This window comes from Dactylosporangium vinaceum, assembly GCF_019904175.1.
Taxonomy (GTDB): domain Bacteria; phylum Actinomycetota; class Actinomycetes; order Mycobacteriales; family Micromonosporaceae; genus Dactylosporangium; species Dactylosporangium vinaceum.
Map to the genome: position 1 here is coordinate 9,000,158 of NZ_CP061913.1, position 26,213 is coordinate 9,026,370.

General features: G+C 73.9%; 25 protein-coding genes and 2 pseudogenes. 18 read left to right on the top strand and 9 right to left on the bottom strand.

Features of this window, described 5'->3' with window-relative positions; translation table 11 throughout:
- Positions 1-34 precede the first annotated feature (34 nt).
- The 6 genes from Dvina_RS40280 (at position 35) to Dvina_RS40305 (ending at position 5,141) form a co-directional block, all read left to right on the top strand.
- Positions 35-553 carry a hypothetical protein gene (locus Dvina_RS40280; protein ID WP_223095286.1) on the top strand — a complete coding sequence of 173 codons (519 nt, stop codon included), beginning with the start codon at positions 35-37 and terminating at the stop codon, positions 551-553.
- Positions 553-1,266: a class F sortase gene (locus Dvina_RS40285; protein WP_223095288.1), complete on the top strand. Its 714-nt coding sequence runs from the start codon at positions 553-555 to the stop codon at positions 1,264-1,266. Before Dvina_RS40280 ends, Dvina_RS40285 begins: the two co-directional genes overlap by 1 nt.
- Positions 1,267-1,314: 48 nt before the next feature.
- Complete coding sequence (locus tag Dvina_RS40290; RefSeq protein WP_223095290.1) at positions 1,315-1,653, top strand: PadR family transcriptional regulator; 339 nt, start codon at positions 1,315-1,317, stop codon at positions 1,651-1,653.
- Entirely contained in the window at positions 1,650-2,648 is a 999-nt protein-coding gene (locus Dvina_RS40295) for a hypothetical protein (RefSeq protein WP_223095292.1), read from the top strand. The genes Dvina_RS40290 and Dvina_RS40295 overlap by 4 nt, the downstream gene beginning before the upstream one ends.
- Before the next feature lie 114 nt (positions 2,649-2,762).
- Entirely contained in the window at positions 2,763-4,550 is a 1,788-nt protein-coding gene (locus Dvina_RS40300) for an MSCRAMM family protein (protein ID WP_223095294.1), read from the top strand.
- Between the two features lie 99 nt (positions 4,551-4,649).
- Complete coding sequence (locus Dvina_RS40305) at positions 4,650-5,141, top strand: hypothetical protein (protein ID WP_223095295.1); 492 nt, start codon at positions 4,650-4,652, stop codon at positions 5,139-5,141.
- A gap of 113 nt (positions 5,142-5,254) precedes the next feature.
- Here Dvina_RS40305 and Dvina_RS40310 read toward each other — a convergent pair whose 3' ends face one another.
- Complete coding sequence (locus Dvina_RS40310) at positions 5,255-6,001, bottom strand: SDR family NAD(P)-dependent oxidoreductase (RefSeq protein ID WP_223095297.1); 747 nt, start codon at positions 5,999-6,001, stop codon at positions 5,255-5,257.
- Positions 6,002-6,090: 89 nt separating this feature from the next.
- Here Dvina_RS40310 and Dvina_RS40315 point away from each other — a divergent pair.
- Together Dvina_RS40315 and Dvina_RS40320 are read left to right on the top strand one after the other, a co-directional pair.
- Positions 6,091-6,698 (top strand): annotated as a pseudogene (locus tag Dvina_RS40315) (IS701 family transposase); the annotation flags it as partial.
- Positions 6,699-6,890, top strand: a pseudogene (locus tag Dvina_RS40320) (pyridoxamine 5'-phosphate oxidase family protein); the annotation flags it as partial.
- A 134-nt stretch (positions 6,891-7,024) separates the two neighbouring features.
- On the opposite strand, the gene Dvina_RS40325 reads toward Dvina_RS40320, so the two are convergent.
- From Dvina_RS40325 to Dvina_RS40350, 6 genes are read right to left on the bottom strand one after another with little or no spacing between them, the layout of a single operon-like run.
- Positions 7,025-7,642, bottom strand: coding sequence for an isochorismatase family protein (locus tag Dvina_RS40325; RefSeq protein WP_223095299.1), 618 nt, complete (start codon positions 7,640-7,642; stop codon positions 7,025-7,027).
- Positions 7,639-8,625, bottom strand: coding sequence for an FAD-dependent monooxygenase (locus Dvina_RS40330; RefSeq protein WP_223095301.1), 987 nt, complete (start codon positions 8,623-8,625; stop codon positions 7,639-7,641). Before Dvina_RS40330 ends, Dvina_RS40325 begins: the two co-directional genes overlap by 4 nt.
- Complete coding sequence (locus Dvina_RS40335; RefSeq protein ID WP_223095303.1) at positions 8,606-9,859, bottom strand: AMP-binding protein; 1,254 nt, start codon at positions 9,857-9,859, stop codon at positions 8,606-8,608. The genes Dvina_RS40330 and Dvina_RS40335 overlap by 20 nt, the downstream gene beginning before the upstream one ends.
- The gene (locus tag Dvina_RS40340; RefSeq protein ID WP_223095305.1) at positions 9,859-10,596 is read right to left on the bottom strand and encodes an amidohydrolase family protein; all 738 of its coding nucleotides are present in this window, start codon (positions 10,594-10,596) and stop codon (positions 9,859-9,861) included. The genes Dvina_RS40335 and Dvina_RS40340 overlap by 1 nt, the downstream gene beginning before the upstream one ends.
- 4 nt (positions 10,597-10,600) lie before the next feature.
- Positions 10,601-11,710 carry a 3-dehydroquinate synthase II family protein gene (locus Dvina_RS40345; RefSeq protein WP_223095307.1) on the bottom strand — a complete coding sequence of 370 codons (1,110 nt, stop codon included), beginning with the start codon at positions 11,708-11,710 and terminating at the stop codon, positions 10,601-10,603.
- Between the two features lie 16 nt (positions 11,711-11,726).
- A complete protein-coding gene (locus tag Dvina_RS40350) occupies positions 11,727-12,524 on the bottom strand; it encodes a 2-amino-3,7-dideoxy-D-threo-hept-6-ulosonate synthase (RefSeq protein ID WP_223095309.1) in 798 nt (265 codons plus the stop codon).
- 89 nt (positions 12,525-12,613) lie between these two features.
- Between Dvina_RS40350 and Dvina_RS40355 the strand changes: the two genes are divergently transcribed.
- The 9 genes from Dvina_RS40355 (at position 12,614) to Dvina_RS40395 (ending at position 23,189) form a co-directional block, all read left to right on the top strand.
- Entirely contained in the window at positions 12,614-14,479 is a 1,866-nt protein-coding gene (locus Dvina_RS40355; RefSeq protein ID WP_223095311.1) for an anthranilate synthase family protein, read from the top strand.
- Between the two features lie 124 nt (positions 14,480-14,603).
- Entirely contained in the window at positions 14,604-17,426 is a 2,823-nt protein-coding gene (locus Dvina_RS40360; protein WP_246655626.1) for a helix-turn-helix transcriptional regulator, read from the top strand.
- 81 nt (positions 17,427-17,507) lie between these two features.
- Positions 17,508-18,986, top strand: coding sequence for an FAD-dependent monooxygenase (locus Dvina_RS40365; protein WP_223095315.1), 1,479 nt, complete (start codon positions 17,508-17,510; stop codon positions 18,984-18,986).
- Positions 18,987-19,074: 88 nt separating this feature from the next.
- Positions 19,075-19,716 (top strand): hypothetical protein, encoded by a 642-nt coding sequence (locus Dvina_RS40370; protein ID WP_246655627.1) that lies wholly within the window; start codon positions 19,075-19,077, stop codon positions 19,714-19,716.
- 41 nt (positions 19,717-19,757) lie between these two features.
- Positions 19,758-20,252: a hypothetical protein gene (locus Dvina_RS40375; RefSeq protein ID WP_223095317.1), complete on the top strand. Its 495-nt coding sequence runs from the start codon at positions 19,758-19,760 to the stop codon at positions 20,250-20,252.
- Entirely contained in the window at positions 20,239-21,363 is a 1,125-nt protein-coding gene (locus Dvina_RS40380) for an MAB_1171c family putative transporter (RefSeq protein ID WP_223095319.1), read from the top strand. The genes Dvina_RS40375 and Dvina_RS40380 overlap by 14 nt, the downstream gene beginning before the upstream one ends.
- Before the next feature lie 78 nt (positions 21,364-21,441).
- Entirely contained in the window at positions 21,442-21,882 is a 441-nt protein-coding gene (locus Dvina_RS40385; protein WP_223095321.1) for a helix-turn-helix domain-containing protein, read from the top strand.
- Positions 21,883-21,930: 48 nt separating this feature from the next.
- Positions 21,931-22,326, top strand: a complete 396-nt coding sequence (locus tag Dvina_RS40390; RefSeq protein ID WP_223095322.1) for a MerR family transcriptional regulator — start codon at positions 21,931-21,933, stop codon at positions 22,324-22,326.
- 20 nt (positions 22,327-22,346) lie between these two features.
- On the top strand, positions 22,347-23,189 hold the full coding sequence (locus tag Dvina_RS40395; RefSeq protein ID WP_246655628.1) for a siderophore-interacting protein: 843 nt from the start codon (positions 22,347-22,349) through the stop codon (positions 23,187-23,189).
- Here the strand turns inward: Dvina_RS40395 and Dvina_RS40400 are convergent.
- Positions 23,186-23,845 carry an SIMPL domain-containing protein gene (locus Dvina_RS40400; RefSeq protein ID WP_223095324.1) on the bottom strand — a complete coding sequence of 220 codons (660 nt, stop codon included), beginning with the start codon at positions 23,843-23,845 and terminating at the stop codon, positions 23,186-23,188. The two genes, Dvina_RS40395 and Dvina_RS40400, sit on opposite strands and share 4 nt — an antisense overlap.
- Before the next feature lie 24 nt (positions 23,846-23,869).
- Positions 23,870-24,487 (bottom strand): DUF1707 SHOCT-like domain-containing protein, encoded by a 618-nt coding sequence (locus tag Dvina_RS40405; RefSeq protein ID WP_223095326.1) that lies wholly within the window; start codon positions 24,485-24,487, stop codon positions 23,870-23,872.
- Positions 24,488-24,770: 283 nt separating this feature from the next.
- Here Dvina_RS40405 and Dvina_RS40410 point away from each other — a divergent pair, with 283 nt between their 5' ends.
- Complete coding sequence (locus Dvina_RS40410) at positions 24,771-26,063, top strand: coiled-coil domain-containing protein (protein WP_223095328.1); 1,293 nt, start codon at positions 24,771-24,773, stop codon at positions 26,061-26,063.
- Positions 26,064-26,213: the final 150 nt, after the last annotated feature.

Genomic DNA, 26,213 nt, shown 5'->3' on the forward strand with positions numbered 1-26,213 from the left:
CAGAGCACGGCCTTCACCGGAAGGGGACGGAGCGATGACCAGTCCGGCCAGGCGCCCCGGAGTACGCGACAACCGCACCGCGGTCGCCGCCGGCGGGGCCGCGCTCATCGTGATGCTGCTGGCACTGCTGGCGTACTGCCAGTACAACGGCTCGGGCTCCGACAGCGCCGCCCCGGCCGTCTCGGCCTCGGTGTCGGCGTCCGTCTCGGCCTCGGCCAGCCGCTCGGCCGCCGCTTCCCGCTCGGCTGATGCATCCCGTTCGGCTGATGCATCCCGCGCGGCCGCGGCCGCCGCCGACGCATCCCGCTCGGCCGCCGCCGCCCGGTCCGCCTCGGCCGCCGCTTCGGCCGCGGCAGGCTCGGACGACGGCACCGCGGGCGTCGGTGAGGGCGGCGCGGGCGCCGGCGTGACCCCGAGCGGCGCCCCGCACACCGGCGGCGGCGACGGCCTGGGCATGCGCAGCCCGCTCCTGGCCGGCGGCGGCATCGTGCTGCTGCTGACCGCGGCGGCGCTTGTGGTCTTCCGGATGCGCCCGGCCACGGCCCGCCGCTGATGGTCCGGCCGCGCCTGCCCCTGCCGCGGCTGCCCCTGCCGCGGGCGCCCCGGCCCCGCCGGCTGGTCGTCGACGGCCTGACCGCGCTGCTGGCCGCGGGCGGCCTGACCCTGCTCGTCATCGGCGCCTCGCCCGCACCGCCACCGCCGGAGCGCCCGGCCGCGCTCGCGCCCTCCTACGCGCCGCCGGGCTCACCCGTGCCGATCGCCAGCTCCGCCGCCCCGGGGCCGAAGGTGACGCGCGGCCTGGGCGCCTCGACCCCGGTCCGGCTGGCGATCCCGGCCATCGGCGTGGACACGCCCCTCATGTCGCTCGGCCTCAACCCGGACGGCACCGTGGAGGTCCCGCCGGTGGCGGCCGACGCCCCCGCCGGCTGGTACCGCAACCTGCGCACTCCCGGTGAGGTCGGACCCGCTGTCGTCCTGGGCCACGTCGACACCGCCCACGACGGCCCCGCGGTCTTCTACCGCCTGCGCGAGCTCCGGCCGGGCGACCCGATCTCGGTCCGCCGCGCCGACGGCAGCGTGGCGGTCTTCGTGGTGGAGCGGGTGGTGGAGGTGCCGAAGAGCGACTTCCCCACCGAGGACGTCTACGGCCCCGTGGACTACCCCGCCCTGCGCCTGGTGACGTGCGGCGGGACCTTCGACCACCTCCGCCACACGTACAAGGGCAACACGCTCGTCTACGCCCGCCTCCAGCCGCCGGCGGGCTGAGCGCCGCAGCGGGTTCCCCGATACCTTCGCAGCCGATATATTGCCGGGGTGGAGACCCCGCTGCGTGAACCCACGTTCCTGATCCTCACCGCCCTCGCCGGTGAGCCGATGCACGGCTACGGCCTGATCGCCGAGGTGGCCCAGCTGTCCGACGGGCGCATCGCGCTGCGGCCCGGCACCCTCTACGGCGCGCTCGACCGGCTCGTGGACGCCGGCCTGGTGGCCGTCGACCGCGAGGAGACCGTCGACGGCCGGCTGCGCCGCTACTACCGGCTCACGGAGCCGGGCGGCGAGATCCTGACCGCCGAGACCGAACGCATGCGCCGCAACGTCAAGGCGGCGACCACCCGGCTGCGGGCCGCCCGGCTGGGCCCGGGCCTCGCGTGAGCCGCCCGGATCTGGCCCGGCGCTACGCGCGCTGGGTGGCGCTGCTGTATCCGGCCCCCGACCGGCACCGACGCGGCGCGGAGCTGGTCGACACCTACCTGGCCCTGGCTCCGCCCGGCCGTCGGCACCCCACCGCGGCCGACATCGCCGACCTGGCGGCCGGTGGGCTGCGCCGGCACCTGCGGGCCGTGCCCGGGTTCGGCCCCGGTCTGCGCCTCGCCGGGCTTATCGCGCTGACGACCGCGGCCGCGTTCGGGAGCGGGTGGGCGGCCTTCGAGATGCTGGCACTGCACGGCCCGCGGCCCTCCGTGTCCCTCGCCCCGGCGGCGTGGGTGGCCTGGCTGCTGACCGCCGCCGCGTACGCCGCCGCGCCCGGCCGCTGGTGGCGCCGCTCGGCCGTCGCCGCCCTGCTCGTCACCGCGGCCCTCCAGCCGGCCGCACTGCTGACCGGGCGGCCGGGCGCGCCGCTGACCGTCCTGGTGCCCCAGTGCGTCCTCGGCCTCGTCGCGCTCGGCGCCGATGTCCGGCCCGGCCGCCGGACCCGGCTGCTGCCGCTGGCCGCCGCGCTGGTGACCGCGCCGGTCACCGTGGCCGCCGCGCCGCCCGAGGGCGTCTTCGGCAACTACTACGAGCCCGCCGAGACCGTCCTGCCGGTCGTCGGCGTGACGCTCCTGATCACCGCGGTGCTGCTCGCGCTCGCCCTGGCCGTCGTCCGGCCCGACTCCCGCGGCGTCTGGACACTGCTGATCCTGCTCACGCCGATCGGCATGCTCGCACTGAACCGGCTCGGCGGGCTGCTCGACGGCGCGCCCGGCCGGCCGCTCCTGGACACCTGGCCGCTCGTGCCGACCTGGCCGTCGATGGCGGCCGCGGCGGCCGCGGTCGCCACGGTGGGCCCGGCCCTGCTGCTCCTGGCATTGGCCCTGGCCGCCCGGTCCCACCACCGGCCGCCGCCCGGGGCCGGTGGGTGTGCAGGAGTGCGGGAGGAGTTGTGAGTATTTGCAGGTTCCCGAAAACGGGTCATCAGAACTCGATCACGGTTGATACCTTCAGCCCCGCCGCACAAGCGGCTGTCGGCCACCCCCACGGGGTGGCAGAACGGGGGAGGGATGAAGGTTCGCTCGAGGCTGCGCTCGTTCGGGGTCCTGGCGGTCGCGGCGCTCATCGGGATGCTCGGCGGGGTGGTGCCGGCTACCGGCGCCTTTGCGGCCGGCAGCGGGTTCGACGGCACCGTGACCGACGCGCTCACGGGTGCGCCGGTGGCCGGGGCCGGGGTGGTGATCCAGTTCCCGGACGGGTCGCACTGGGCGTTCACCAATGCGGATCAGGCCGGACACTTCGCGTTCCCGGACGCGGCCGCGGGGCAGTACATCGTGCAGATCCAGCGCGGTGACTACATCGAGCAGTGGCTCAACGGCAAGCCCGACCGCTACTCGGCCGACCTGATCACGGTGCCGGGCACTGTCAGCGTCGCGCTCATGCCGATCCAATACGGGGCCATCGCGGGCAAGGTGACCGGCAAGGCCGGCGGCGCGGGACTCGCGAACGTCGCCGTCGAGCTGCGGCGCGGCAGCAACTCGGCCGGCTACACGGCCACCGACGCCCAGGGCAACTACCACTTCGACCACCTGCAGACCGGCACCTACACGGCGAGGTTCACCTACCCCAGCGGGCAGGTGGTCTGGTACGACAACACCGACGAGTGGCACGCGACGCCGATCACCGTCGCGCCCGACGCCACGACCACTGTCAACGCCGTGCGCCCGCCGGTGGGCACGCTCAAGATCAAGGCGCTGGACCGGACGACGAAGGCGCCGATCGCCAACTACTGTTGGTACGTCCAGACGGCCCCGTTCCAGTTCCCGACGACGTGCACCGACGCCAACGGGGTGGCCACGCTGACGGACGTCCCGGTCGGCGACTACTCCGGCGGCGGCTACGACCAGACCAACACCTACGTCAACGGGCTCTTCGGCCCCGTGGCGGTCACCGCCGGCCACACCACGACCACCACCGTGAAGCTGGACAAGACCTCGAAGCTGCACGTCGACTTCGTGGACAGCGCGACCGGTGCTGCGGTCAGCGCCTGCTTCTCGATGACCGACCCGGTCCGCAACGACGTCGGGTACAGCAACCAGTGCGGCACCTCGATCGACATGCCGAACCTGTTCCCGCACGAGAAGTTCCGGCTCTTCGCCGCGCCGTACGACGGCGTGCACGGCGCCCAGTGGGTCGGCCGCAACGGGCTCGGCACCGGCGACCCGGACAAGGCAAAGGTCTACAACCTCAACCCGGGCGAGCAGGCCCAGGTGACGATCAAGCTCGACGGCGCCGGCTCGGTGACCGGCACGGTCAAGGACGCGACCACCGGCGCGGCGTTCTCCGGCAGCATCTGCGCCACCGCCACCGCGCCCGGGTTCAACTACGGCTCCAACAGCCAGTCCGACTGCACGTACCAGAGCAGCGCGTACACCATCCGCAACCTCGGGCCGTACCAGTGGAAGCTGGCGTTCCCGGACTTCAGCGGCGGGCACGCGTGGGTCTGGTCGGGCGGCGCGGTCAACCGGGCCCAGGCCACCTCGGTGAAGATCGTCGCGGGGCAGACGAAGACGCTGGACGTGACCGCCCCGGCCGCCGGCATCATCACCGGCCAGGTCACCGGCCCGGCCGACGCCTGCATCAGGTGCACGACCATCACCGTGGTCGACGCGACGACCGGGGACTACGCGGCCGCCTCGCCGTACGTGAACCCGGACGGCACGTTCACCATCAAGGGCGTCAACACGCAGGACGTCAAGCTGTACTACTCGTACAACGGCGCCACGGTGCAGTACCCGGCAGTGCTGCGCACCACCGCCGGCGCCACCCAGTCCGGCATCACCATCGCGCTGCCGTAACGGCTGACGAGTAGCCGACAGATCACGGCTCCTCCCTCCGGATCTGTCAGGTGTGGGCGACCGCTCCACAGGCTCGACGAGGGAGGAACAATGTCCAGCATGCGACGGATCCTGGTGCTGGTGGCCGCGATGGTGGCCACCAGCACCGGGCTCGCGTTGGCCGGTGCGTCGCCGGCGAGCGCGTGGACCTGGACCAACGGCTCGACCGTGTACAACAGCGGCAACCTGTGCGGGCAGGGTGACGCCGGCATCGACCACGTGGGCGCGACGTTCTCCGGCAACCTGGCCTACGCCAACGTCTACGCCCGGGGCGCGGGCTGCGGCGCCGGCCTGGTCAACAGCTACGCGGCGGTCCGGCTCGACGTGCTCAAGTGGAACGGCTCGGCCTGGTACCTGTGCCGCAACACGGACTGGCTCTACGGCTACACCGGCGTGAACCAGTGGGGCCCGTACGGCCCGTCCCAGGTCTACAACTACGGCGGCAAGGCGTCGTGCGGCGTCGGCTGGTACGCGACCCGCGCCTACGCCTACGTCTCGGACGGCACCGCCTGGCGGGGCGGCACCGTCTGGGCGCAGGAGTACGTCGCCTGACCACCGCCGCTACGGCCCCCCGCCGGATCCGGTGCAGCCGCCGGCGATGCTCCACCAGCGGCTGGACCGGGTCATCGACGGCCCGGTCTCGGCGTCAGCCGGGGACGCGCCGGTCAGCCGCTCAGGTCGAGCTCGGTGCCGGTCAGGAGGCGGGCCCGGTCGGAGGCGGCGAACGCGGCAAGCTCGCCGACCTCGGCCAGGGTCGCCAGGCGGCCGGTGAGCGTCTGCTCGGCGAGCGTCCTGACGAGCTCGTCGCGGCCCTCGAAGTCGGCCGGGATGGTCTCGGGCAGGCCGCTGGTGCGCAGGGTGACGACGCGGACGCCGCGGCGGCCCAGCTCGGCGGCGAGCTGCTTGCGCATCGACTCGACGGCGTCGAAGGTGACGCCCATGCCGCCCACGCTGAACCGGCGGGCCACCGACCAGTCGAAGGAGCCGCCGAAGTACAGGATCAGGCCGCTGCCCTGCGCGACCATGACGCGGGCCGCGGCCCGGGCGGTGATGAACTTCGCGGTGACCGAGGTGACGATCGGGCGCAGGTAGTCGGCGACGGCCATCTCGGCCATCGGGGTGCCCTGGACGTCCCCGTCGCCTATCACGTTCACCGACACGTCGAGGCGCCCGGAGCGCTCCATGACCGCGGCCGTGTGCGCGTCGACGGCCCGCTCGTCGAGGGCGTCGACGACGTCGGCGTAGGCGGTGCCGCCGGCCGCCGCGATGTCGTCGGCCACCGCCCGCAGCGTCTCCCGGGTGCGCCCGGCCAGGTGCACGGTGGCCCCGTGGCGGGCGAACGCCCTGGCCATCGCGCCGCCGACGTTGCCGCCGCCCCCATAGACCACCGCGGTCCGGCCCTCCAGCATCATGCGCCCCAACATAGCGGGGATCGCCACCGTCGCTGCGGCTAATACTGCAACGGCACTTGGGTAGTGTCGTTTCTGCTGGTTAGCGTTGGATGGTTGTGGGTGTGGTCGATCAGTGGCTGGCTGAGCTTGATCGGTTTTGTGTGCGGATCGGGCCGCGGTTCGGTCGTGTCGAGCCGCGGTCGCGGGCTGCGCGGTATATGTGCGGGCTGGCCGCTGGGTTGGATCGGCGCAACGGGTGGACGATTGCTGAACATGCCGGTGAGGTGAGCCCGGACGGGATGCAGCGGTTGCTGCGCCGGGCGGAGTTCGACGTCGACGGAGTCCGTGATGACGTGCGTGACCTCGTGGTGGGACACCTGGCCGATCCGGACGCGGTGCTGGTCATCGATGACACCGGGTTTTTGAAGAAGGGCCGCCGGTCGGCCGGGGTGCAGCGGCAGTACTCCGGGACGGCGGGACGGACTGAGAACTGCCAGATCGGGGTGTTCATGGCCTACGTCGCCGCGGCCGGTCATGCCCTGATCGACCGGGACCTGTATCTGCCCGAGTCGTGGATGGGGACCGGGCTCGCTGCCGGCAGGCCGGGATTCCCGACGAGGTCGGGTTCGCGACGAAGCCGCGGATGGCCATCACGATGCTGCAACGGGCGGTCGATGCCGGGGTGCCGTTCGGGTGGGTCGCCGCCGACGAGGTCTACCCCGGCGACCCGGACCGCCCCCACTACTGGGAGGCCTTCCGCTGGGAGAACGAGCACGCCGAACGCGGCCGCCCCCTGGCGGACCCGCCCCAGGACCCGCTCGTCGTCGTAGTGCCCGACCGCATCGTCTACACCGAACACTGGCTGCGCCGCGACGGCTACAACCCTCGCCAATTCTGGCACCGCACCTGACCGGCCAGGGGCCCGGCAGCGCTCACGGGCGTCCGGCGCCGGGCGCTCGAACCGGTCGCCGGCGACGGTCGGGTCGAGAGACGGGTTGGCCGGGCGATCCGGCCCGGGGCGCAACGCTCAGCCGGTCCGCGGTGTCAGGTGAGGTGGGCGAGGACGTCGGCGGTGGTGGGGGTGGCGGCGCAGGCTTTGGCGGCATAGTGCAGGGCCATGGCGTGGTCGGCGGCGGTGAAGTCGGCTACCGCGTCGGCGATCAGGAAGGGCTCGATGTCGTGGGCGTAGGCGTCGGCGGCGCTCAGGAGGCAGCCCAGGTGGGCGAAGACGCCGCAGATGAGGAGTTGGCTGCGGTTCAGGGAGCGCAGCCTCGTGGCCAGTGGGGTGCGGAAGAAGGCGCTGTACCGCCACTTCGTCACCACCTGCGCCCCGTCGGACGGGAACACCAGGCCGCGGCTCCCCGGGTCGTCGGTCATGCCCTCGCCCCAGAAGTCCTGGAGCAGGCCGCGGTCGGCTCTGGTCATCCGGCCGGGCTGCGCGGAGTACACGATCGGGATCTGCTGCCGCAGGCACGCTTCGCGCAGGGCTGTGACGTTCTCGAACAGCGCGCGGCCCGGGGAGGTGGTGCGATCGAAGCGGTCCACGAAGTAGTGCTGCATGTCGTGGATCAGCAGGGCGCAGCGGGTCGGGTCGGGCTTCCAGGGGGCCGGGCCCTCGCGGGGCGGGGCGGGGATCGGGTAGGCGATAGCGGGCGGCATCATGTGAACAACCAGTCCTGTCCGGAGAGTGATGCGGCGGCGATGTGTTCGTCCCGTCGGCGCTGGCGCGGACCGTCCGGGAGGTGGTACTCCACCCCGCCCGCCGCGCTCGCCCCGGCCACCCGGTCCGTGCGCGGGCGGCGAAGGGCCTCGAAGGCGGCGAGGTCGTGCAGATACGACGGCAGGGCGAACGCGTCCTCGATCGCCTGCGCCGCCCCCTGCGCCAGGAACGGCGGCATCGGATGGGCGGCGTCGCCGATGACGACCGACCCGTCGCTGTGCCACGCCGGCAGCGGCGGCCGGGTGAACAGCGGGAACCCGCGCAGCGGCCCGGCCGCCCGGACCAGGTCCCGCACCGGCGCGTGCCAGCCGTCGAGCGACGGGCGCCCGACGAGCACCAGGTTGAGGCCGCCGGGCACGGGGTAGGCGACCACGTGCGCACCCGGCCCGAGCCACACCGTCACCACGGGCGGGAAGCCGGTGACGGGCGGCAGCACGGCCCGGTAGGCGGTGAAGCCGATCGGCTCCGGCGCGTCGGGTGCCATCAGGCCCCGCACCGCCGAGTGCAGGCCGTCGGCGCCGATCACCGGACACTCACCGGCCCACGACCGTCCGAAGCGGACCGGGCCGGCCGCGTCGAGCAGCACCCGCAGCAGATCGGCCCGGCGCAGCGTCAGGTACGGCGCCCCGTAGCGCTCCACCACCGCGGAGCCGAGCGGAACCCGGCCGATCAGGGCGCCGTCCGACCATCGGCGGATCTCGCGGGCCTCCGGCCGGAGCGAGACGGCGTCCAGCGACACCCCGAGGTCGTGCAGGATCCGGGTGGCGTTGGGCGGGAGCTGGATGCCGTAGCCGGACGCGGCAGGCGCGGGCGAGCGCTCCACCACCGAGCACGGGACCCCGTGCGCGGCCAGGGCGACGGCGGCTGTGAGACCGCCGATGCCGGCGCCCGCGACGACGAGCGACTCAGTAGTACCGGAGGGCACGGTCCCAGTCCTCGCCGGCGCGGAACAGGCCCCGGGGCTTCATGACCTCGGCCGGTGCGGTGAGCAGCCGGTGCGGCACCAGCCCGCCCGGCGGCACCGGCACCACGACCGGCGCGAAGCCCGGCAGCGCGGTGCGCAGCGCGGCCGTGAGCGTGGTCGTGGCCGCGGCCCGCCAGCGGTCGGCCACCTCGATCTCCACGCGGAGCGCGTCGCCGTCCACCAGCGCGCGCCAGAACCAGACGCCGAAGTCGTCGGGCAGGCTGAAGACGAGCTCCTCCAGGCCGAGTTGGGTCGGGCCGTCACCGCCGGCGCGGCCCAGCACCCGCACCGCCGGCAGCTGCCAGCCGCACGGGCAGTCCCGGTAGGCGACCTCCACCTCGTCCTCGATGGCGTAGCGGAGCAGGGGCATCGCCTCGCGGTACAGCGGCGTCACGACAAGCGTCCCGCGGCCGGACGGGCGCAGCTCCCCCGTCGCCGGGTCCTGCACCTCGAAGACGGCCCGGTCGGCCCACAGGTGCATGGTGCCGTGCTCGCACTCGCCCGCGAGGGTGCCGGTCTCGGTGGCGCCGTACTCCTCCACGACGGGGGCGCCCCACAGGCGCGCGATTCGCGCCTTTTTCGGCGGCGAGACCGGCTCGCCGCCGACGAACAGCGCGCGCAGCGAGGGGAAGTCCCGGTAGCCGCCGACCTGCGCGGCCGCCGCCCACAGCAGCGCGTCGGTCGGCAGCGACCAGGTGAGCGTGACGCCGAGGTCGTGCAGGAGGCGCACGACGCGGCTGTACGGCGTGGCCAGCGAACGGTTGTCCGCCGGCACGACCGTCGCGCCGCGGAGCCGGGCCGCGCGGTGCGCGAGGTGGCCGGTGATCATCAGGGCGTAGGGGGTGCGGACCAGCATCGTGTCCTCGGGCGTGATGCCCGTCCACTTGCGGGCGAAGCGCTCGGCCAGGTCGAGCCAGTCGGACTCGGTGTAGTACGAGGCCGTCGGCTCGCCGCTGCTGCCGCTCGACTCGTGATACGTGGCCAGGTCCGCGCGGTCGCAGGCGAGGAGGCCGAAGGGGTACCCCTCGCGAAGGTCCTGCTTGGTGGTCAGCGGCTGATCAGCGAGGTCCACGACGCCGCGCTTGCGGTAGAACGGCGAGCGCTCGGCCGCGGCCAGGACGGCCGGGAGCCGCGCCTGCTGCAGTCGCGAAAGCTCCGCGAAGGAGGACCAGTCGCCGATCTGGGGCAGTTCCATCAGCACTCCAAAATCCGGTTGGCGTTGCCCGCGGCGACGAGCGCCAGCTCGTCCGGGGGCAGGCCGAGAGCGCGCAGCTTGGCGACCTCGACCGTCGGGTGCTGCAGCGGGTGCTCGGTGCCGAACAGCACCCGGTGCGCACCGAGTCTTCTGACGGCCAGGCGGGCCACGGCGGTGAAGCAGCCGGAGAGCTCGACAGCGATGTTCGGCAGCGGGGCGACGAGGCTCAGGCCGGCCGCGTCGAGGCCGGTGTGGCCGCAGTGGCCGCTGACGAACGTGACGTCCGGGTGGCGGCCGGCGAGGACGACGAGGTCCTCGGTGCGGGTGCCGGCCCGGCCGAGGCACACCACGTACACGGGGTGGCGGTGCCGGGCGGCGATGCGCACGAGCGCGTCGACCCGCGGGTCGTCGAGCCGGAAGCCGTGCACGGCCGGGGAGATCTCCAGGCCGCGGTACCGGTCCGCGGCCTGCGCGTAGCCGGCGGCGTCGCGGTAGGGGTCGGCGAAGAAGAACGGGACCAGCCGGCCGCCGGACGCCTCGCACGCCCGCAGGACGCCCGCGTTGTCGGCCAGGGCCTTGCTGCGCCCGCCGTCGACGATCTGCACCGAGAGCCGGTCGAGCCCGACGACACCGCCGGCGCAGACCGCGGCCCGCTCGACGCCGGCCTCGTCGAGCGCGCCCAGCAGCGCTTCGGCCGCGCCCGGGCCGGGGGTCAGGCGCGCGTGGAAGTCGAACATGGCGTCACTGCTCGAAACAGAACTCGTCGATGGGGTACCCGACGTGGCGCTCCCGCCGCGGGAGGTACCCGAGGATCTTGTCGCCGGGCCGCAGCGCCGTCGAGTTGAGGACCTTCCCGCCCGGGCCGAGGATGCGCACGTGCCAGTCGTCCTGGACGATCACGTTGACCGCCTCGCCGCGGCCGCCGTCCGCGGTGGGGGCGACGGCCTCGATCGACAGCAGCGGCCGGGTCTCGATCTTCACCCGGCCGACGACCGCGGGGCGGGTGCGCCCGTCGACGCCCACGGCCAGGACGGTGCTGCCGGCCTTGAGCTCGCTGAGGTACCGCGTGTGCTCGGCGTCGGCGAGCGTGTAGGACATGAGCGCGCCGGCGTTGACCCGGAACGGGCGGGTCGGCATGTACGGCAGCGGGTGGGTCTCGCTCACGCACAGCACGAGCGCCTTGGCCCGCGAGCCGACCAGGATGCCCTCGTCCTGGGCCAGGTACGTGCACGTGTCGACGCAGGCCCGCTCCCCCATCCCGGCGTGCGTGATCGCGGTGACGGTCAGCTCGGTCAGCTCCAGGTCGGGGGTGCGCTGCTCGACCGCGTCCTTCAGCCGGCCGGCCTCACCGGGCGCCTGCGGTGCGAGCAGCACGCCGTCCGGGCCGCGCTCGAGGCAGCCGAGGTACACCGGCGCGTCGGCGGCCTTCTCGATGGTGGTGATGACGACACCGTTGCCGTCGCCGCCCCGGCCGGCGGCGGCCGCGAGCACGATCTCCAGGGGGATGTTCGTCGGGTCGGTGAAGCGCAGCACCGTGTACGGGTCGCGGCGCACGCTGGCGCAGGCCAGCTCCAGGGTCGCCGCGTCGGAGACCTCGATGTAGGTCCCGGCCGCGACGCCGGCCGGCAGGGCGGGGTGCACGGCCGGGTCGACCAGGACGAGATCGGCGTCGCCGAACGTCTCCGGCAGCTCGGGGCCGGGCAGCAGCACCCGTAGCACCGTCGGCGGGAGGCCGGCCAGATCGGCCGGGTCGGCGGCGACGATAGCGTCGAAGCGCCGGTGGATCGCCTCCTGGCAGAGCGCGGACTTGAGCGAGTCGGCGGAGCGGATGTCGAGCCAGCACTGCTTCATGTGGGGGTACTCCCTGTCACCGGCTGTGCGCCGGAATGCGGTCGTGGACGAGGGCGGCGAGCCGGCGCACCATCGCGCCGGGGTCCGCGGCGTTGAAGACGAGCCGGCCGGCGGCGACACCGCCGGCGCCGGCCCGCATCGCGTCGGCGAGATGGGCGAGGGCGGCCGTGGGGTCCCGGGCGTCGCCGCCCGCCGCGAGCACCGGGATCGGGCTCGCCGCGGTGAGCTCGGCCAGGTCGGCCAGGGCCCGCGGCATCGCCGTCTTGACGATGTCGGCGCCGAGCTCGGCGGCGATGGCGGCGGCCTGCGCGACCAGGTGCGGGGCGCGCCCGTCGGCGATGTCGGGCCCGCGGGCGTACACCATCGCCAGCAGCGGCACACCCCACCGGGCGCACGATCCGGCGACGGCGGCCAGGTCGGCCAGCTGCCGGGACTCGGTGCGGGAGCCGGCGTTGACGTGCACGCTCACCCCGTCCGCGCCCGTGCGCAGCGCCTCCTCGACGGAGCAGACGAGCACCTTGGCGTCGGGGTCGCCGGAGAGCCCGGTGCCGGCCGAGAGGTGGACGATGAGGCACATGTCGCGCAGCCGCTGCGGGTCCAGCTGCCGCACGGCGCCCTTGTGCAGCACCACGGCGTCGGCCCCGTTGGCCGCGAGCGCACCGACGAGCCGGTCGAGGCCGCCCCGCGCTCCACTGTGGAGGATCGGGTCGCCGCTGATCGGATGGTCGAGCGGCACCACCAGCAGTCCACCGGAGCCGTTGCGGTGCAACCGTTCCAGCCGGACCCGGCGGGCGAAGCTGTCATTGAGAACCACGTCACGAACGCTAAACGCGGCCGGGTACACGCCCCACTACCTCAATGGGTAGTGGCCGCCCTGACCCGCGCGTTGCGACGGTGACCAGCATGACGCATCCATGGCTGTCGCGCATAGCCGGCGCCGAATCCTTCGCCCTCGTGTGCCGCGGCGACCGGGTCGAGCTGCGCACCGGACCGGCCCTCGACGAACTCCCCGAGTGCATCGACGGCGAGGTGGTGGCCGCGCTGCCGTACCGGACCATCGCCGAGCGCGGTCTGGCCTGCATCGACGACGGGGCGCCGCTGCTGGCCTTCGCGGTCACCCGGTCGGCGTCGCTGCCGGTGGAGGAGGTCCTCGAGCTGCTCCCGTCGGCCGAGACGCGGATGACCGGCGACTTCGACCTCGACGACCACGCCTACGAGAAGATCGTCCGGGCCGTCGTCGAGGAGGACATCGGCGGCGGGACCGGCTCCAACTTCGTGATCCGGCGGACCTACCGGGCGACGATCGCGGACCACGGCCCCGAGACCGCGCTGGCGGCCTACCGGCGGCTGCTGCGGGCCGAGCGCGGCGCCTACTGGACCTTCCTGCTGCACTGCCGTGGCCGCACCCTCCTCGGCGCGACCCCCGAGTCCCAGGCCCGGCTCGACAGCGGGATCGCCGCGATGAACCCGATAAGCGGCACCTACCGCTACCCGCCCGGCGGCCCGACCGGCCGCGGCCTGCGCCGGTTCCTCGCCGATCGCAAGGAGACCGAGGAGCTCTACATGGTCGCCGACGAGGAGCTCAAGACCATGGCCCGGATCTGCGACGGCGGCGGCCGGCTCCGCGGTCCCTGGCTGCGGCCGATGTCACGGCTCGCGCACACCGAGTACATCATCGACGGCCCCACGCGGCTCGGCCCGGTCGCGGTACTCCGCGCTACCCTGCCGGCACCGACCGTGACGGGCAGCCCCATCGCGGCCGCCTGCCGCACGATCGCCGATCGCGAGGACACCGGGCGCGGCTACTACGGCGGGGCGATCGCGCTGCTCGGCCCGGACACCTTGGACTCGGCGCTGCTCATCCGCACCGCGGAGATCGGCCCGGACGGCTCGGTCACCATCAGTGTCGGCTCGACGCTCGTGCGTCACTGCGACCCGGCGGCCGAGGCGGCGGAGACCCGGGCCAAGGCGGCGGCACTCCTGGCCGCGCTCAAGGGCGAGCACGCGGCGACCGCACCGCCCCGGCTCCCCGCGCTCGACCGGGCCCTCGCACGGCGCAATGCCGGACTGTCCCCGTTCTGGCTCGGCGCACCGGTCCGGGTGCCGCCGCTGGCCGGGCGAATCCTGATCATCGACAACGAGGACGACTTCACGGCGATGCTGGCCCGGCTCGTCGAGGCCATCGGCCTCCAGGTCGACATCGGCACCGACCTGCCCGCCGGGCCGGACCCCCGCGGCGGCTACGACGCGATAGTGCTCGGCCCGGGGCCGGGCGACCCCCGCGACCGCAGCGACCCCCGCATCGACCGGCTGCACGCGATCGCCCGGCGGCTCCTGGCCGAGCGGACCCCGACCCTCGCCGTCTGCCTCGGCCACCAGGTCCTGGCCGACGAGGTCGGGCTGGCGATCCGGAGGCTGGACCGGCCGGCCCAGGGCGAGCCGCGCCATGTCCCCGGATTCGGCCGGGTCGGCTTCTACAACACGTTCGCCGCGGTGTGCGAGACTGCTCCGGATGATCCGAGACATCGAATGAATTCTATTCATGTGACAACCGTGAGTGATCGATCATCCCAACCAATCGGGATATTGCGGGATGCACGCACCGGCGTGGTGCACGCAATGCGTATCGGACGAGCGCGGTCAATACAGTTCCATGTCGAATCGGTGCTGACCGCACACGGCCCGGCAATACTGCGGCGACTGCTGGCCGAAATCCTGGTGGCCCCGCCGGGCGGCCCGGGAGCAGGACCGTATCCGTCCGGCGGATGATGCCGTCCGGGTTCGTCCGGGTCCCCCGAATGGCTGTTCAAGTCGATCTTCAATGGCCGCGAGAATCACCGCAGGCCGAAATCGGGAACCACGCCGTTCCCCGCAAAACATCCGACATCTTGAGGTGATTTCGCTGACGACCGGAACCTTCGGACGCGATCGTGAACTGGCCGCACTGCACGCGGCGGTGGCCGGTGCGGCTAGGGGTTTCGGCGGCTGCACGATCGTGACCGGGGCGGCCGGGATCGGCAAGTCCCACCTCATGCGGGCGGCGACGGAGTATCGGGCGACGGCGGGGGTGTCCATCGCCTTCCGGGCCGCGTTCGAGCTCGACCGGGCCGCACCGCTGATCACCCTCGCCTCCACGCTGCAGCAGCTGCGCCCGCCGGAGCCGGCGATCGACTGGCTCTCCGGCGACCCGGGATCCGGAGGCGGCGCGTTCGGCCGGCGGCTGCGGGAGGAGGACGCGCAGTACCGGACCCTGGAGCGGCTCGGGGCGGCGCTGGAGGACTACGCGGCGCGGCAGCCCCTCGTGATCGCGATCGACGACGCCCAGTGGATGGACGAGCTGTCCGCCCTGGCCATCGCCGAGCTCGTCCCGGCCCTGGCCTCGTCACCGGTCCGCTGGCTCTTCGCGCATCGGCCGGCTCCGGCCGGTACCCCCGGACTGCAGTTGATGGAGCGGCTCGCCCGGGACGGCCACGAGCAGATCCTGCTCGGCGCCCTCGACGACGACGCCGTGCGCCGGCTGTGCGCGCAGGTCGTCGGGGCCGACGTGGACAACACGGTCCTCGCCGTGGCCGGGGTCTGCGACGGCAACCCGCTGCAGGTCGAGCAGCTCGTCCGCACGCTGCACCTGACCGGGCAGCTGCTCGTGGCCGACGGCGTCGGCACCGTCGTCGGCGAGGAGCTGCCGTCGAGCTTCATCACGATCGTCGACCAGATGCTGCACGGGCTGTCCAGCGACACCCAGGAGCTGCTCCAGGCCGGGGCGGTGTTCGGCCGCCCGTTCTCGATCGAGGCCGTCGCCGAGCTGCTCGACCGGCGGCCGGGGGCGCTGCTGAAGCCGGTCAAGGAGGCGACCACCGCCGGGGTGCTCGTCGAGCAGGACGGCGAGCTCAGGTTCGTGCACGACCTGGTCCGGCTGGCCGTCTACGGCACCCTCGGCGGGGCGGTCGCCACGGTGCTGCACCGGCAGGCGGCGGCGATCGCCCGGGAGGAGGGCCGCCCGCCGGTCGAGGTGGCCGAGCACCTGCTCAAGACCGGGCGGACGGGGCGGCGGGAGGCGGTGACGATCCTGCACGAGTCGGCCCTGGAGGTCGCGCCGGCCGCGCCGAGCACCGCGGCGGATCTGATCGTGCACGCCCTGGAGGTGATCGGCGAGGGGGACCCGGGGCGGGTCTCGCTCGTCGCCGACGCGGTCGGGCTGCTGGCCTCGGCCGGGCGCCTGGAGAAGGCGCAGGACCTCGGGGAGACCGCGCTGCGGGCCGGGCTCGACCCGCGCACCGAGGCCATGCTCATGCTCGGCCTCGCCGAGGCGTTCAAGCACGCCGGGCACAACGGGATCGCGGTGGAGTACGCCGACCAGGGCCTCGCCGTCACCGACGTGCCCGAATCCGTGCGGGCCAGGCTGCACGCGATCCGCGCCCACGCCCGCTTCTACCACGGCGACCTGGCCGGCGCCGACACCGACGGGCAGGCCGCGACCGCCGCGGGCCTGGCCACCGGCGAATACGCCGCCTCGGTCTTCGGGCTCACCGGCCGCAGCCTCGTCGCGCAGGCCCAGGGGCGCCTCGGCGACGCCTACGGCCACGCCGAGCACGCCACCGGCATCGCCGACAAGGTCCGGGGCGACGCCGCGCACCGCCATCCGCGGATCTGGCTCGGCGACGCGCAGGCCGCCCTGGACCGCTTCGACGAGGCCGAGGAGACCTACCGCCGCGGCCGCCGCGAGTCCGAGCGGCTCGGCACCGCCTGGTCCACCCCGCTCTGGCACTACTACCACGCCGCCCTGCTCACGGCCCGCGGCCGGCTCGACGACGCCGTCGCCGAGGCCGAGGCCGGCGTGGCCGTCGCGCTCAACCTCACCGCGTACGCGCTGGCGGTACCCCTGCTGGGGCAGCTGACCCGGCTCGCCGTCCTGCAGGGCGACCTCCCCCAGGCCCAGGCCCACCTCGCCCACATGCACCGGCGCATGGCCGCCGGCACCACCTGCGCCCCCGAGGACATGTACTGGCCCGAGGGCGTCCTGCAGGAGGCCGTCATCGGCCCCGAGGCCGCCCTGAGCACGCTCTGCGGCCTGATCGACGCCCTCCCCGCCCGGCCGGTGCTCATCGCCCAGGACCCGACCACCGCCCCGGCCCTGGTCCACATCGCGATCCGGGCCGGCGCCGAGCACAAGGCCCGCACCGTCGTCACCGCCGCCCGGGCCCTGGCCGAGCGCAACCCCGGCCAGCTCTCCCTGGCCGCCGCGGCCGACCACGCCGAGGGTGTCCTCACCGGCGACCCGTGGCTGCTGCGCGGCGCCGTCGAACGCTTCCGGCGCACCCCGCGCCGCCTCGCCCTGGCCGGCGCGCTGGAGGACGCCGCCCTCAACACCGCCGAGGAGGCGCAGGGCCGGGCCTGGGCGGCCGAGGCGATCGCCATCGTCACCGACTGCCGGGCCGAGCGCGCCCGCCGCCGCCTCGAGTTCAGCCTGGGCGGCCCCAAAGCGCCCACCGGGCGGCCCGTGTTCCGCCCCGGCTCCCCGCTGCACCAGCTCACCCCGGCCGAGCAGAACGTCGCCCTGCGCGTCGCCGAGGGACTGCAGAACCGGCAGGTCGCGACCGCCCTGCACCTGTCCCGGCACACCGTCGACTCCCACCTGCGCAAGATCTTCACCAAGCTGGAGCTGCGGGGGCGCGTGGAGCTGGCCAACCTCGTCCAGCGGGATCGCTTGAACACGTGATACCCGCGGGGCACCCCCGACCCCGAGCATGACCCATGGCGACGAAGGCGTCGCTGAGGGTCGATTGATGGGGGACGTCCGGTGACGACTCAGGTACTGGTGGTCGGGGCCGGCCCCACGGGTGCGGTCCTCGCGCTGGAGCTCGCGCACCACGACGTGCCCTGCCTCGTCGTCGAGCGGGCCGTCGCCCCGCCCCGCCACCCCGGCGTCGACCGGCTCACCGGCCACGCGATGGGCGTCCTGCGCCGGCTCGGCCCGTCCTCGCTGGTGCGCCGGTACGGCACCGGCCCGGCCGCCCCCGAGGACGTCGAGTGGCGCACCCGCCTCGACGACGAGCCGGTCCTGGTCTCGCCGCAGCCCGCGGGCACCGGCGCCGACGCCGACCACCGCATCCCGGCGGCCGAGCTGACCCGGCGGTTACGCGACGAGCTGCGCGCCCACCCGCTGATCGACCTGCGCGAGGGGTGGACGTTCACCGGGCTGCGGGTCGAGCCGGACGGGGCCGTCGCCACCGTGCTCGACGGGCAGGCCGGCGTGCGGCACTCGGTGGCGGCCCGCTACCTCGTCGGCTGCGACGGCGCGCAGAGCACGGTGCGGCGCTGCCTCGAGGTGCCGATGGAGAGCCTCGGCCGCCCGGCCCGGCACTGCTCGGTGTTCTTCCGCAGCGCCGACCCGCGCCTGCCGGTCGCGAACGGCGCCCCGGTCCTCGTGGTCGTCGGCGGCGTGACGAGCGTGGCCCGCGGTGACGGCGACAGCTGGGTGGCCCACCTGCCGGTCGCGCCCGAGGAGCCGGTCGGCACCGACCCGGTCGCGATGCTGCGGGCCCGGCTCGGTGCGGGCCTGGACGTGCCGGAGATCCTCGGCGTCGCCCAGTGGGACGACGCGCTCGCGGTCGCCGCGGCGTACCGGCGCGGGCCGGTGTTCCTGGCCGGCGAGGCCGCGCACCGCTTCCACCCGGCCGGCGAGCACGCCGACACCAGCCTGGCCGACGCCGTCGACCTGGGCTGGAAGCTGGCCGCGGCGATCAACGGCTGGGGCGGCCCGGGCCTGCTGGCCAGCTATGAGTCGGAGCGGCGGCCGAGCGCGCTCATCGACCGGGAGATGGTGGCCCGGGCCCTGGAGACCCGGCGCCGCTTCGGCCGGCTGAGCGCGGCCGGGGCCGCCCGCGAGGTGCTGGCCGGCGTGCTGCGGCAGGAGGCGCACCGGCCCGACGCGGGCGCGCTCGCCGGATACGCGGCGGTGCCCGGGCGCCGGGTCCGGCCCGGCGGGCACGCACCCGACGCCCGGCTCGACGGGGGCGAGGCCCTGGAGGACCGGTTCGGCCGCGAGCTCACGCTCGTCGACCTGACCGGCGAGCGCGCCGGTGCACCGCTGGCGGCGGAGGCGGCGCGGCGCGGCATCCCGGTGACCCACCTGCCCGTGGCCGACGAGAGCGTGCGCATCCACTGGGATCGGCCGCTGGCGCTGGTGCGCCCCGACCGGCGCGTGGCGTGGTGTGCCGACGCCGTGCCGGGCGACTGGGATGCGGTACTCGACCTGGTCAGCGGCAAGACCACGTGAATACGTGATGGCCGGCGGGCAGCCCGGCGGCGACGCTCGGAGGACCCCTGGGAATCCCGTTCCACACTCCGACGACAGGACAAGGCCGATGAGCATGACGACCCTGGCGCCGCACCCGACGGCCACTCCCGACTTCGGCAAGGAACTCGCGTTCACCGTCGTGAGCCGGTGGCACCGCAAGCTGTCGGCCAATCCGACGGCGAAGCGCAGCCACTGGCGCACCAAGACCGTCTACTTCGACGCCGTCGCGAGCCTGGTCGCCACCGGCTCCGCGAACCAGCTCACCTGGAAGAGCATCGTGGATGCCGCCGCCCCCCACGGGAGCCGCAGCACGTTCTACGAGGTCGCCGGCGCGCACGCCCGCCACCCGCTGGTGGAGGCGTTCATCGACGAGGGGCACACCGACTCGATCCAGGTCGCGCTGGAGTACCGCCGCAGCGACGCCGTCGCCCAGCTGCTCGACGAGACGAAGGTCTGGTCCTACTGGTCCTTCCGCGAGCGCATGGTGAAGGACATCAGCGCGGCCGGCCCGCTGTCCCCGGAGGCCCTGGAGGCCCACGTGTGCGACTCGCTGACCCGGTGGTCGCGGGCCAACCAGCCGCTCGCCGCGGCCCTCGGCCACACCCCGCCGATCTGCGCCGTCGAGGACCTCATGCTCATCCGCAAGGGCCGGATCACCGCGGTGCGGGCGGTGGCGCAGCTCACCGACCACCTCCGCCGCACGATGTAAGACCTTTTCGCCTCCTGGCCGGTGGCGGCTACTCTGGCGGCGTGCGACTGCGGCGGCTTGAGCGGGAGTGCCGGCGGCTGATCGCGGACATCGAGGTTCCTGAACCCTTTGACCTGTCCGCGTTCCTGTCGTACGTCGCCGCGCGCCGCGGGCGGGACCTGCACCTGCACCCGCAGCCGGCGCCGATGGGGGCGCCGTGCGGGCTGTGGCTGGCGACCGACCAGGCCGACCACGTCTTCTACGCGGCGGGCACCGACCCGCTGCACCGGCGGCACATCATCCTCCACGAGATCGGGCACATCCTGTGTGACCACCAGGCGCCCGGTCTCGTGCTGCCGGACCTGGACCCGTCGACGATCGCGCGGGTCCTCATGCGCTCGACGTACTCGGCACCCCAGGAGCAGGTCGCCGAGATGATCGCCACGATGATCAGCGGCCAGGCACTGCGCAACGCGCCGATGCCCCGCTCCGACGACCCGCTGCTGCAGGGGCTCAGCGAGATGCTCATCCCGGGACCGGCCGATGGCGTTCGCTGACACCCTGGAGTTCCTCGTCCTGGCGTCCTTCTGGGCGTTCACGATCTGGCGCTTCGCGACGCCGCAGCCCCCGCGCGGCCGGGCCATCCGGCTTGTCGCGGTGTTCATCACCCTGTCCAACACGATCAACCGGCGCGAGGTCGCGTTCGCGCTCGACGGCCTGCTGCACGTGCCCGACATCGCGGTGCCCGGCAAGACGCTGACAACGGCGGCCGCGTCGGCCGCGATGGTGCACCTCACCGGCCTGATGCCCGGGCCCGTCGCCGACCGCCCGGCCGTGCGCCGCTGGGCCTACGGTCTGCTGGCCGGGGCCGGCCTGGCCGAGATCGTGATCTTCCTGCTGGTGCCACGCCGCCCCGAGCACGGCGACTTCGTGGCCGAGCAGGCCGGCACGCCGCTGGCCACGGCCTACGGCATCCTGACCCAGTTCGGGCTCTTCGTCGGCCTGGCCTGCTGCGTGGCGCTGTTCCACCCGGCGGCGCAGCGGGCCGAGCCGGGCCTGATGCGGGTCGGGCTGCGGCTGCTGACCGTGGCGCCGTTCGTCGGGCTGCTGTTCATCCTCAACCGGGTCGCGTTCCAGGTGACGAACGCCATGGGCAGTGACCTGATGAACGGCGCGGGCTGGGAGAGCACCAGCCGGGCCCTGCTGGCGGCGATGCTGCTGGCCTTCGCGGCGGGCGCGGCGCTGCCGGCCCTGGGCGGGCTCGTCAGGTGGGCGGCCCACTACTCGGCGCTGCAGCAGTTGCGCCCGCTGTGGCTGGCTTCGGTGGCGGCGGTACCGCACGTGGTCCTCGGCGACCCGCCGAGCCGGTTAGCCGACCTGCTGACAGTGCGCGGCGTCGACCTGCGCCTGTATCGCCGGATCATCGAGATCCGCGACGCCCAGTGGGAGCTCGGCCTCGCCCAGGGCCCGGCGGAGGCCGTGTCGGCGCGCCGGCTGTCCGCGCCGGCCGACCGGCAGCCGCCCGCGGACGCTGAGACGAGCCTCACCGAACAGGCCCGCGAGCTGCTGCGGGCCGGAAACGTTGTGGCCACCCCCGAGCTGGCGCCGATCAGGCGACCCGGCCACAACGATCCACCCGATGCGCCCTCAGCCGTAAACGTGAGTTGATGGGCGCCCCGTGCTCGTAAATCTGAGCTTATGATGGAGATTTCCATCCGACCGGTGGGATTGTCAAGGGTAGATGCGATGAGCGACACGACATTGGCTGACAAACTGGACCGCCTGTTCCGCACGGTCCACCCGGCCGGCCGCGGGGAGTACACCTACGAGGAGGTGGCCGCCGCCATCCGCGAGCGCGGCGTCATGATCTCGCACACATACGTGTGGCAGCTGCGCAAGGGCACCCGCGACAACCCCACCAAGCGCCACCTGGAGGCCCTGGCCGAGTTCTTCGGCGTCAACGCCGCCTACTTCCTCGACGACGACCCGGACACCGTCAGGCGCATCGAGAGCCAGCTGGACCTGCTGGCGGTGCTGCGCGACAGCGCCGTGCGCTCGGTCGCCCTACGCGCCGCGGGCCTCTCCGCGCCGAGCCTGGAGGCGATCCACGGCATGATCGAACACGCCCGCCGCATCGAGGGCCTGCCGCCGGACCCGGAGCCCGGCCCCACCGCCCCGCCGCCCTGACGCCCGCCGGCTGGCCTTGACACCGGCGTCAAGGTCTAGCCTGGTCCGATGCGGATCAGTGAGCTGGCGGCGCGGGCCGGGACCAGCGCCCGGGCCCTGCGCTACTACGAGCAGCACGGCCTGATCGCCGCGCGGCGCGCCGCCAACGGCTACCGCGAGTACGACGAGTCCGACCTGCGCCTGGTCCGCGAGATCCGGTCGCTGCTGGACATCGGCTTCAACCTGGAGGAGACCCGCCCGTTCGTGGAGTGCCTGCGCTCGGGGCGCGCGTCCGGCGCCGAGTGCCCGGGCTCGATCGAGGCTCTCGGCCGCCGGCTGGCCGACCTCGACGGGTCCATCGCGCGGCTCGTGGCCGTCCGTCAGGTCGTGTCCCGCGAGCTGGCCGGCGCCTGCGAGCCGGGCGTCGCCGAAGCGGGGACCGATCAGAGGGGCATTCCCAGTTAGGCGAGACTACCCTCATTCATGTGTCGTCCTCCTCCGGGCCGTCGCGGCCCGCACCCGTGACCCACGTCGGCCGGGTCGTGCGCGCCGAGCGCGTGACCCCGAACATGCACCGGGTGGTGCTCGGCGGTGAGGGGCTCGCGCAGTTCGACGCGGGCCGGTACACCGACCACTACCTGAAGCTCATGTTCCCGCGGCCGGGCGTCGACTACCCCCAGCCGTTCGACGGTGCCGCCGCCCGCGCCACGCTCCCGCGCGAGCAGTGGCCGGTGACCCGCACGTACACCGTCCGCGAGTGGGATCCGATCCGCCGTGAGATCACCGTCGACTTCGTCCTGCACGGCGACACCGGCCTGGCCGCACAGTGGGCCGTGCACGCCCGGCCCGGCGACGAGCTCCAGTTCGGCGGCCCCGGCGGCGCCTACGCCCCCGACCCGCAGGCCGGGTGGCACCTCCTGGCCGGCGACGAGAGCGCGCTGCCCGCCATCGCCGCCTCGCTGCCGTATGTCCCCGCCGGCGCCACCGGCCACGCGCTCGTCGAGGTCGCCGACCTCGCGGACCGCCAGGACATCCCGGGCGTCACCTGGCTGCACCGCGGTTCCGGCCCGGTCGGCTCGGCCCTGGTGCCGGCCGTCCTGGCGCTGCCGTTCCCGGCCGACCCGGCCCAGGTCCACGCGTTCGTCCACGGCGAGGCGACGTTCGTGAAGGAGCTGCGCCGCTACCTGCGGGTCGAGCGCGCCCTCCCCCGCGACCGCATGTCGGTCTCCGGCTACTGGCGCCTGGGTCACGACGAGGACGGCTGGCAGGCCTCGAAGCGCGACTGGAACGCGCAGATCGAGGCCGAGCAGGAGCCCGCCTTCTCCTAGAGCACCGGGGCGGTGATGGTGAAGCGGGCCTCGACCGTGGCCTGGACGCGTTGGCGTTGGGGGTCGAGCTGGAGGTCGGCGTACCCGCCGCCGCCCGAGGATTTGCTGCGCAGGATGCCCGCGCCGTAGCCGGCCGAGAACTGCGCGATGCCCTCCGCGCGGCCCAGGCCCGGGTCGGCCAGCTCGACGAGCTCGACGACCTCGGCACCGAGGGCGTCGGCGTATTCGCGGGCGCGGGCGATCGCGTCGGTGACGGCCGCGCGCCGCAGCTGCGCGTGCACGGGGCTGCCCGGGCGCAGGGACCAGCTCGGGCCGTGCGTCTGCGTCTGCTCCTGCCCGGCCACGGCCAGCATCATCTCGCCCAGAGCCGCGAAGTCCGTGACGGTGACGGTCGTCGAGACGCTGCCGTTGTACGCCGCGATCCGCTCTCCGCGCTTGCCGGAGCCCTCGGGGTACACGTGCAGCATTCCGGTCTCCCGCTTTTCGACGGCTTCGCCGAAGCGCTCGAGGAGCTGCCGCAGTGCGTCGGCCCGCTCCCGCAGCCGCCCGAGCGTCGTGTCCCGGTCCTTGTCGCGCGCCGACACCACCACCGTGAACTCGGCCAGCTCGGGATCGACCTCCCGCACCGCCTCGCCCCGCACCGCTACCGTCGTCATGGCCGACAGCGTAGGGCGTGCCGGTCAGGCTCCGGCATCGCGGCGTTTGCGGCGGCGGCGTTCGATGTTGACACCGCCCCACCAGGCGAAGCCGGTGATGTGGATGCGCGCGGCGCCGTGGCGGCCGGGGCCTGACGCGTCGTGGGCGAAGCCGCCCATGATGCCGGTGCCGGTGACGTGGACCTCGGCATCCTCGGGCACGATGACGGTGATGCCGCCCATGACCGCGAACGCGCGGATCGTGACCTCGCCGTGGAGCATGCGGGCCTCGCGAAGATCGATGGTGCCGCCGCCCCAGAACGCCGTGCCGGTGAACGTGCGCGGCACCACCCATGGTCCGCGGCGGGTGAAGCCGCTCATGATCGCGGTGGCCGAGCCGGTCGCCGGCACCTCTCCCGGGCGGGCCGGGACACCGCCGGGCCCCGGCACCGGGGCGGCGTGTGCGGTGGGAAGATCGTGCAGGACCGGTTCGAGATCCGCGTACGTCCGGGCCGCGTACACCGCGTGCAGCCGCTCGTCGACCTCGTCCAGGTCGAGGCGGCCCTCGGCGGCCGCGGTGCGCAGGACCTCGGCGACGCGCTCGCGGTCGGCGTCCGAGGCGCGCATGAGCCGCGGGTCGATGCGCTCGGGGAGGTCGCCCATGGCGGACAGCGTAGGCCGTACGCATCCGCCGGGAGAACCGTGGCCTTACTGCAACTCGCGGCGTCGGCGTCACTTTGCGTGCCGATTGGGTGACTTATTGTCCACAGTGGTCGCGACACGTGCCGAAAAAACGGTATAAAACGGTCTCCAGACATATCCTGCCCGAAAGAACCCCTTACCGAAGCGAAGACTTGCGCTAGGGGCTCGGTAGCGTTTTGGATGTGCTGGCGGACCCGTACGCCGCCACCGTCCGTAAGCGGCGGCGTCAAAGCTTCCCGATCGTATGGAGGATCCGTTCATGACCCACGGCGGGGATCTGTTGACGCAGCGCGACGGGGCCGAGGCTCGGCCCGCCTTCACCCAGCAGGTCCGAGGTTACGACAAACGCCAGGTCGACCAGTACCTCAACCAGCTCGACCGGCAGATCGCCAACCTCACCACCGATCGCAAGCGCGCCGCCGGCCAGGCCCAGGATCTGACCAACCAGGTGCAGGACCTGACCAACCAGATCAAGCAGCTGCAGGCGGAGCTGAACGAGGTACGCCAGCGGCCCGCCCGCGTCGACCGCGCATCCTTCCGCCACCTCGGCCCGATGGTCGACCAGATCCTCGCGCTGGCCGAGAAGCAGGCCGGCGTGATCATCGACAACACCGAGCAGAAGGCGGCCGAGCACCAGGGCAACGCCGAGAAGGTGCTCGCCGAGGCCAAGGAGCGGGCCGAGAAGCTCATCGCCGAGGGCGAGGCGGCCCGGGAGGCGGCCGAGGCCGAGGCGAAGCGGGTCCACGAGCAGAGCGTCGAGCACATGGAGAAGACGCGGGCCGAGGCCGACGCGCTCGCCGAGGCCGCGCGCCAGCAGGTGCTCCAGGAGGTCAAGGCCGGCCGGGCCCAGGCCCAGCAGGAGCTGGCCCAGTGGAAGGCGACCGCGCAGCGCGAGATCGAGGAGCTCAAGGGCGCCTGCGACCGCGAGCTGACCGAGCAGCGCCAGACCGTCGAGCGCGAGCTGACCGCCCAGCGCCAGGCGTCGGACCAGAAGAACGCGGCGCTGCACGCGGACGCGCAGAAGTTCGCCGCCGACCTGCGCAAGCGGGCCGAAGAGGAGAACCAGCGCCACCAGCAGCAGCTCGCCGTGGTGCAGCAGGACATCCAGTCCCGCCAGAAGGCCCTCGCGCAGCTGCGCGCCGACCTCGAGAGCACCCAGACCCAGCTCGGCGAGGCCCGCCAGGAGTCCACCACCCTGGGCCGCGAGGTCACCCAGCTGCAGCAGCGCCTGACCGACACCAAGCAGAGCCTCACCAGCGAGCTGACCCGCCTGGAGCACGCCCGCCAGGCCGCCGACTCGGCCGAGCGGCACGCCAAGGAGGTCCGGGCCCGCGTGCAGCGCGAGGCCAAGCGCGTGGCCGACCTGGCCGCCGCCGCCGTCATGGCCGCCGCCGCGGGTGGCGGGGCGGACACGGGCGAATACCCGAAGGTGCCCGCCCCGGCCCCGATGCGCCAGGTGCCGGAGCAGCTGCCGACCCAGCCGGACAGCCACAACGCCCAGGACGCGCGCCGCGAGGAGTCCCCCGACCAGGCGTGACCTCCCGCTCTTCCCGACGGCCGCCGCGCACCCCATGCGCGGCGGCCGTCGGCGTTCCCCGCCCCGCGCACCGAACAGCTGAACCCACACCGACCAGATCAACGACGTCGAACCCTCAGCCGACGGCTGCGAAGACTGCCTCCGCGCAGG

What these genes read in the sequence shown, in the direction of transcription:
- Dvina_RS40280 (WP_223095286.1), top strand. Translation starts at nt 35, where the DNA reads ATGACCAGTCCGGCCAGGCGCCCCGGAGTACGCGACAACCGCACCGCG.
- Dvina_RS40285 (WP_223095288.1), top strand. Translation starts at nt 553, where the DNA reads ATGGTCCGGCCGCGCCTGCCCCTGCCGCGGCTGCCCCTGCCGCGGGCG.
- Dvina_RS40300 (WP_223095294.1), top strand. Translation starts at nt 2,763, where the DNA reads ATGAAGGTTCGCTCGAGGCTGCGCTCGTTCGGGGTCCTGGCGGTCGCG.
- Dvina_RS40305 (WP_223095295.1), top strand. Translation starts at nt 4,650, where the DNA reads ATGCGACGGATCCTGGTGCTGGTGGCCGCGATGGTGGCCACCAGCACC.
- Dvina_RS40310 (WP_223095297.1), bottom strand. Translation starts at nt 6,001, where the DNA reads ATGATGCTGGAGGGCCGGACCGCGGTGGTCTATGGGGGCGGCGGCAAC.
- Dvina_RS40325 (WP_223095299.1), bottom strand. Translation starts at nt 7,642, where the DNA reads ATGATGCCGCCCGCTATCGCCTACCCGATCCCCGCCCCGCCCCGCGAG.
- Dvina_RS40335 (WP_223095303.1), bottom strand. Translation starts at nt 9,859, where the DNA reads ATGGAACTGCCCCAGATCGGCGACTGGTCCTCCTTCGCGGAGCTTTCG.
- Dvina_RS40340 (WP_223095305.1), bottom strand. Translation starts at nt 10,596, where the DNA reads ATGTTCGACTTCCACGCGCGCCTGACCCCCGGCCCGGGCGCGGCCGAA.
- Dvina_RS40345 (WP_223095307.1), bottom strand. Translation starts at nt 11,710, where the DNA reads ATGAAGCAGTGCTGGCTCGACATCCGCTCCGCCGACTCGCTCAAGTCC.
- Dvina_RS40355 (WP_223095311.1), top strand. Translation starts at nt 12,614, where the DNA reads ATGACGCATCCATGGCTGTCGCGCATAGCCGGCGCCGAATCCTTCGCC.
- Dvina_RS40370 (WP_246655627.1), top strand. Translation starts at nt 19,075, where the DNA reads ATGAGCATGACGACCCTGGCGCCGCACCCGACGGCCACTCCCGACTTC.
- Dvina_RS40380 (WP_223095319.1), top strand. Translation starts at nt 20,239, where the DNA reads ATGGCGTTCGCTGACACCCTGGAGTTCCTCGTCCTGGCGTCCTTCTGG.
- Dvina_RS40385 (WP_223095321.1), top strand. Translation starts at nt 21,442, where the DNA reads ATGAGCGACACGACATTGGCTGACAAACTGGACCGCCTGTTCCGCACG.
- Dvina_RS40390 (WP_223095322.1), top strand. Translation starts at nt 21,931, where the DNA reads ATGCGGATCAGTGAGCTGGCGGCGCGGGCCGGGACCAGCGCCCGGGCC.
- Dvina_RS40400 (WP_223095324.1), bottom strand. Translation starts at nt 23,845, where the DNA reads ATGACGACGGTAGCGGTGCGGGGCGAGGCGGTGCGGGAGGTCGATCCC.
- Dvina_RS40405 (WP_223095326.1), bottom strand. Translation starts at nt 24,487, where the DNA reads ATGGGCGACCTCCCCGAGCGCATCGACCCGCGGCTCATGCGCGCCTCG.
- Dvina_RS40410 (WP_223095328.1), top strand. Translation starts at nt 24,771, where the DNA reads ATGGAGGATCCGTTCATGACCCACGGCGGGGATCTGTTGACGCAGCGC.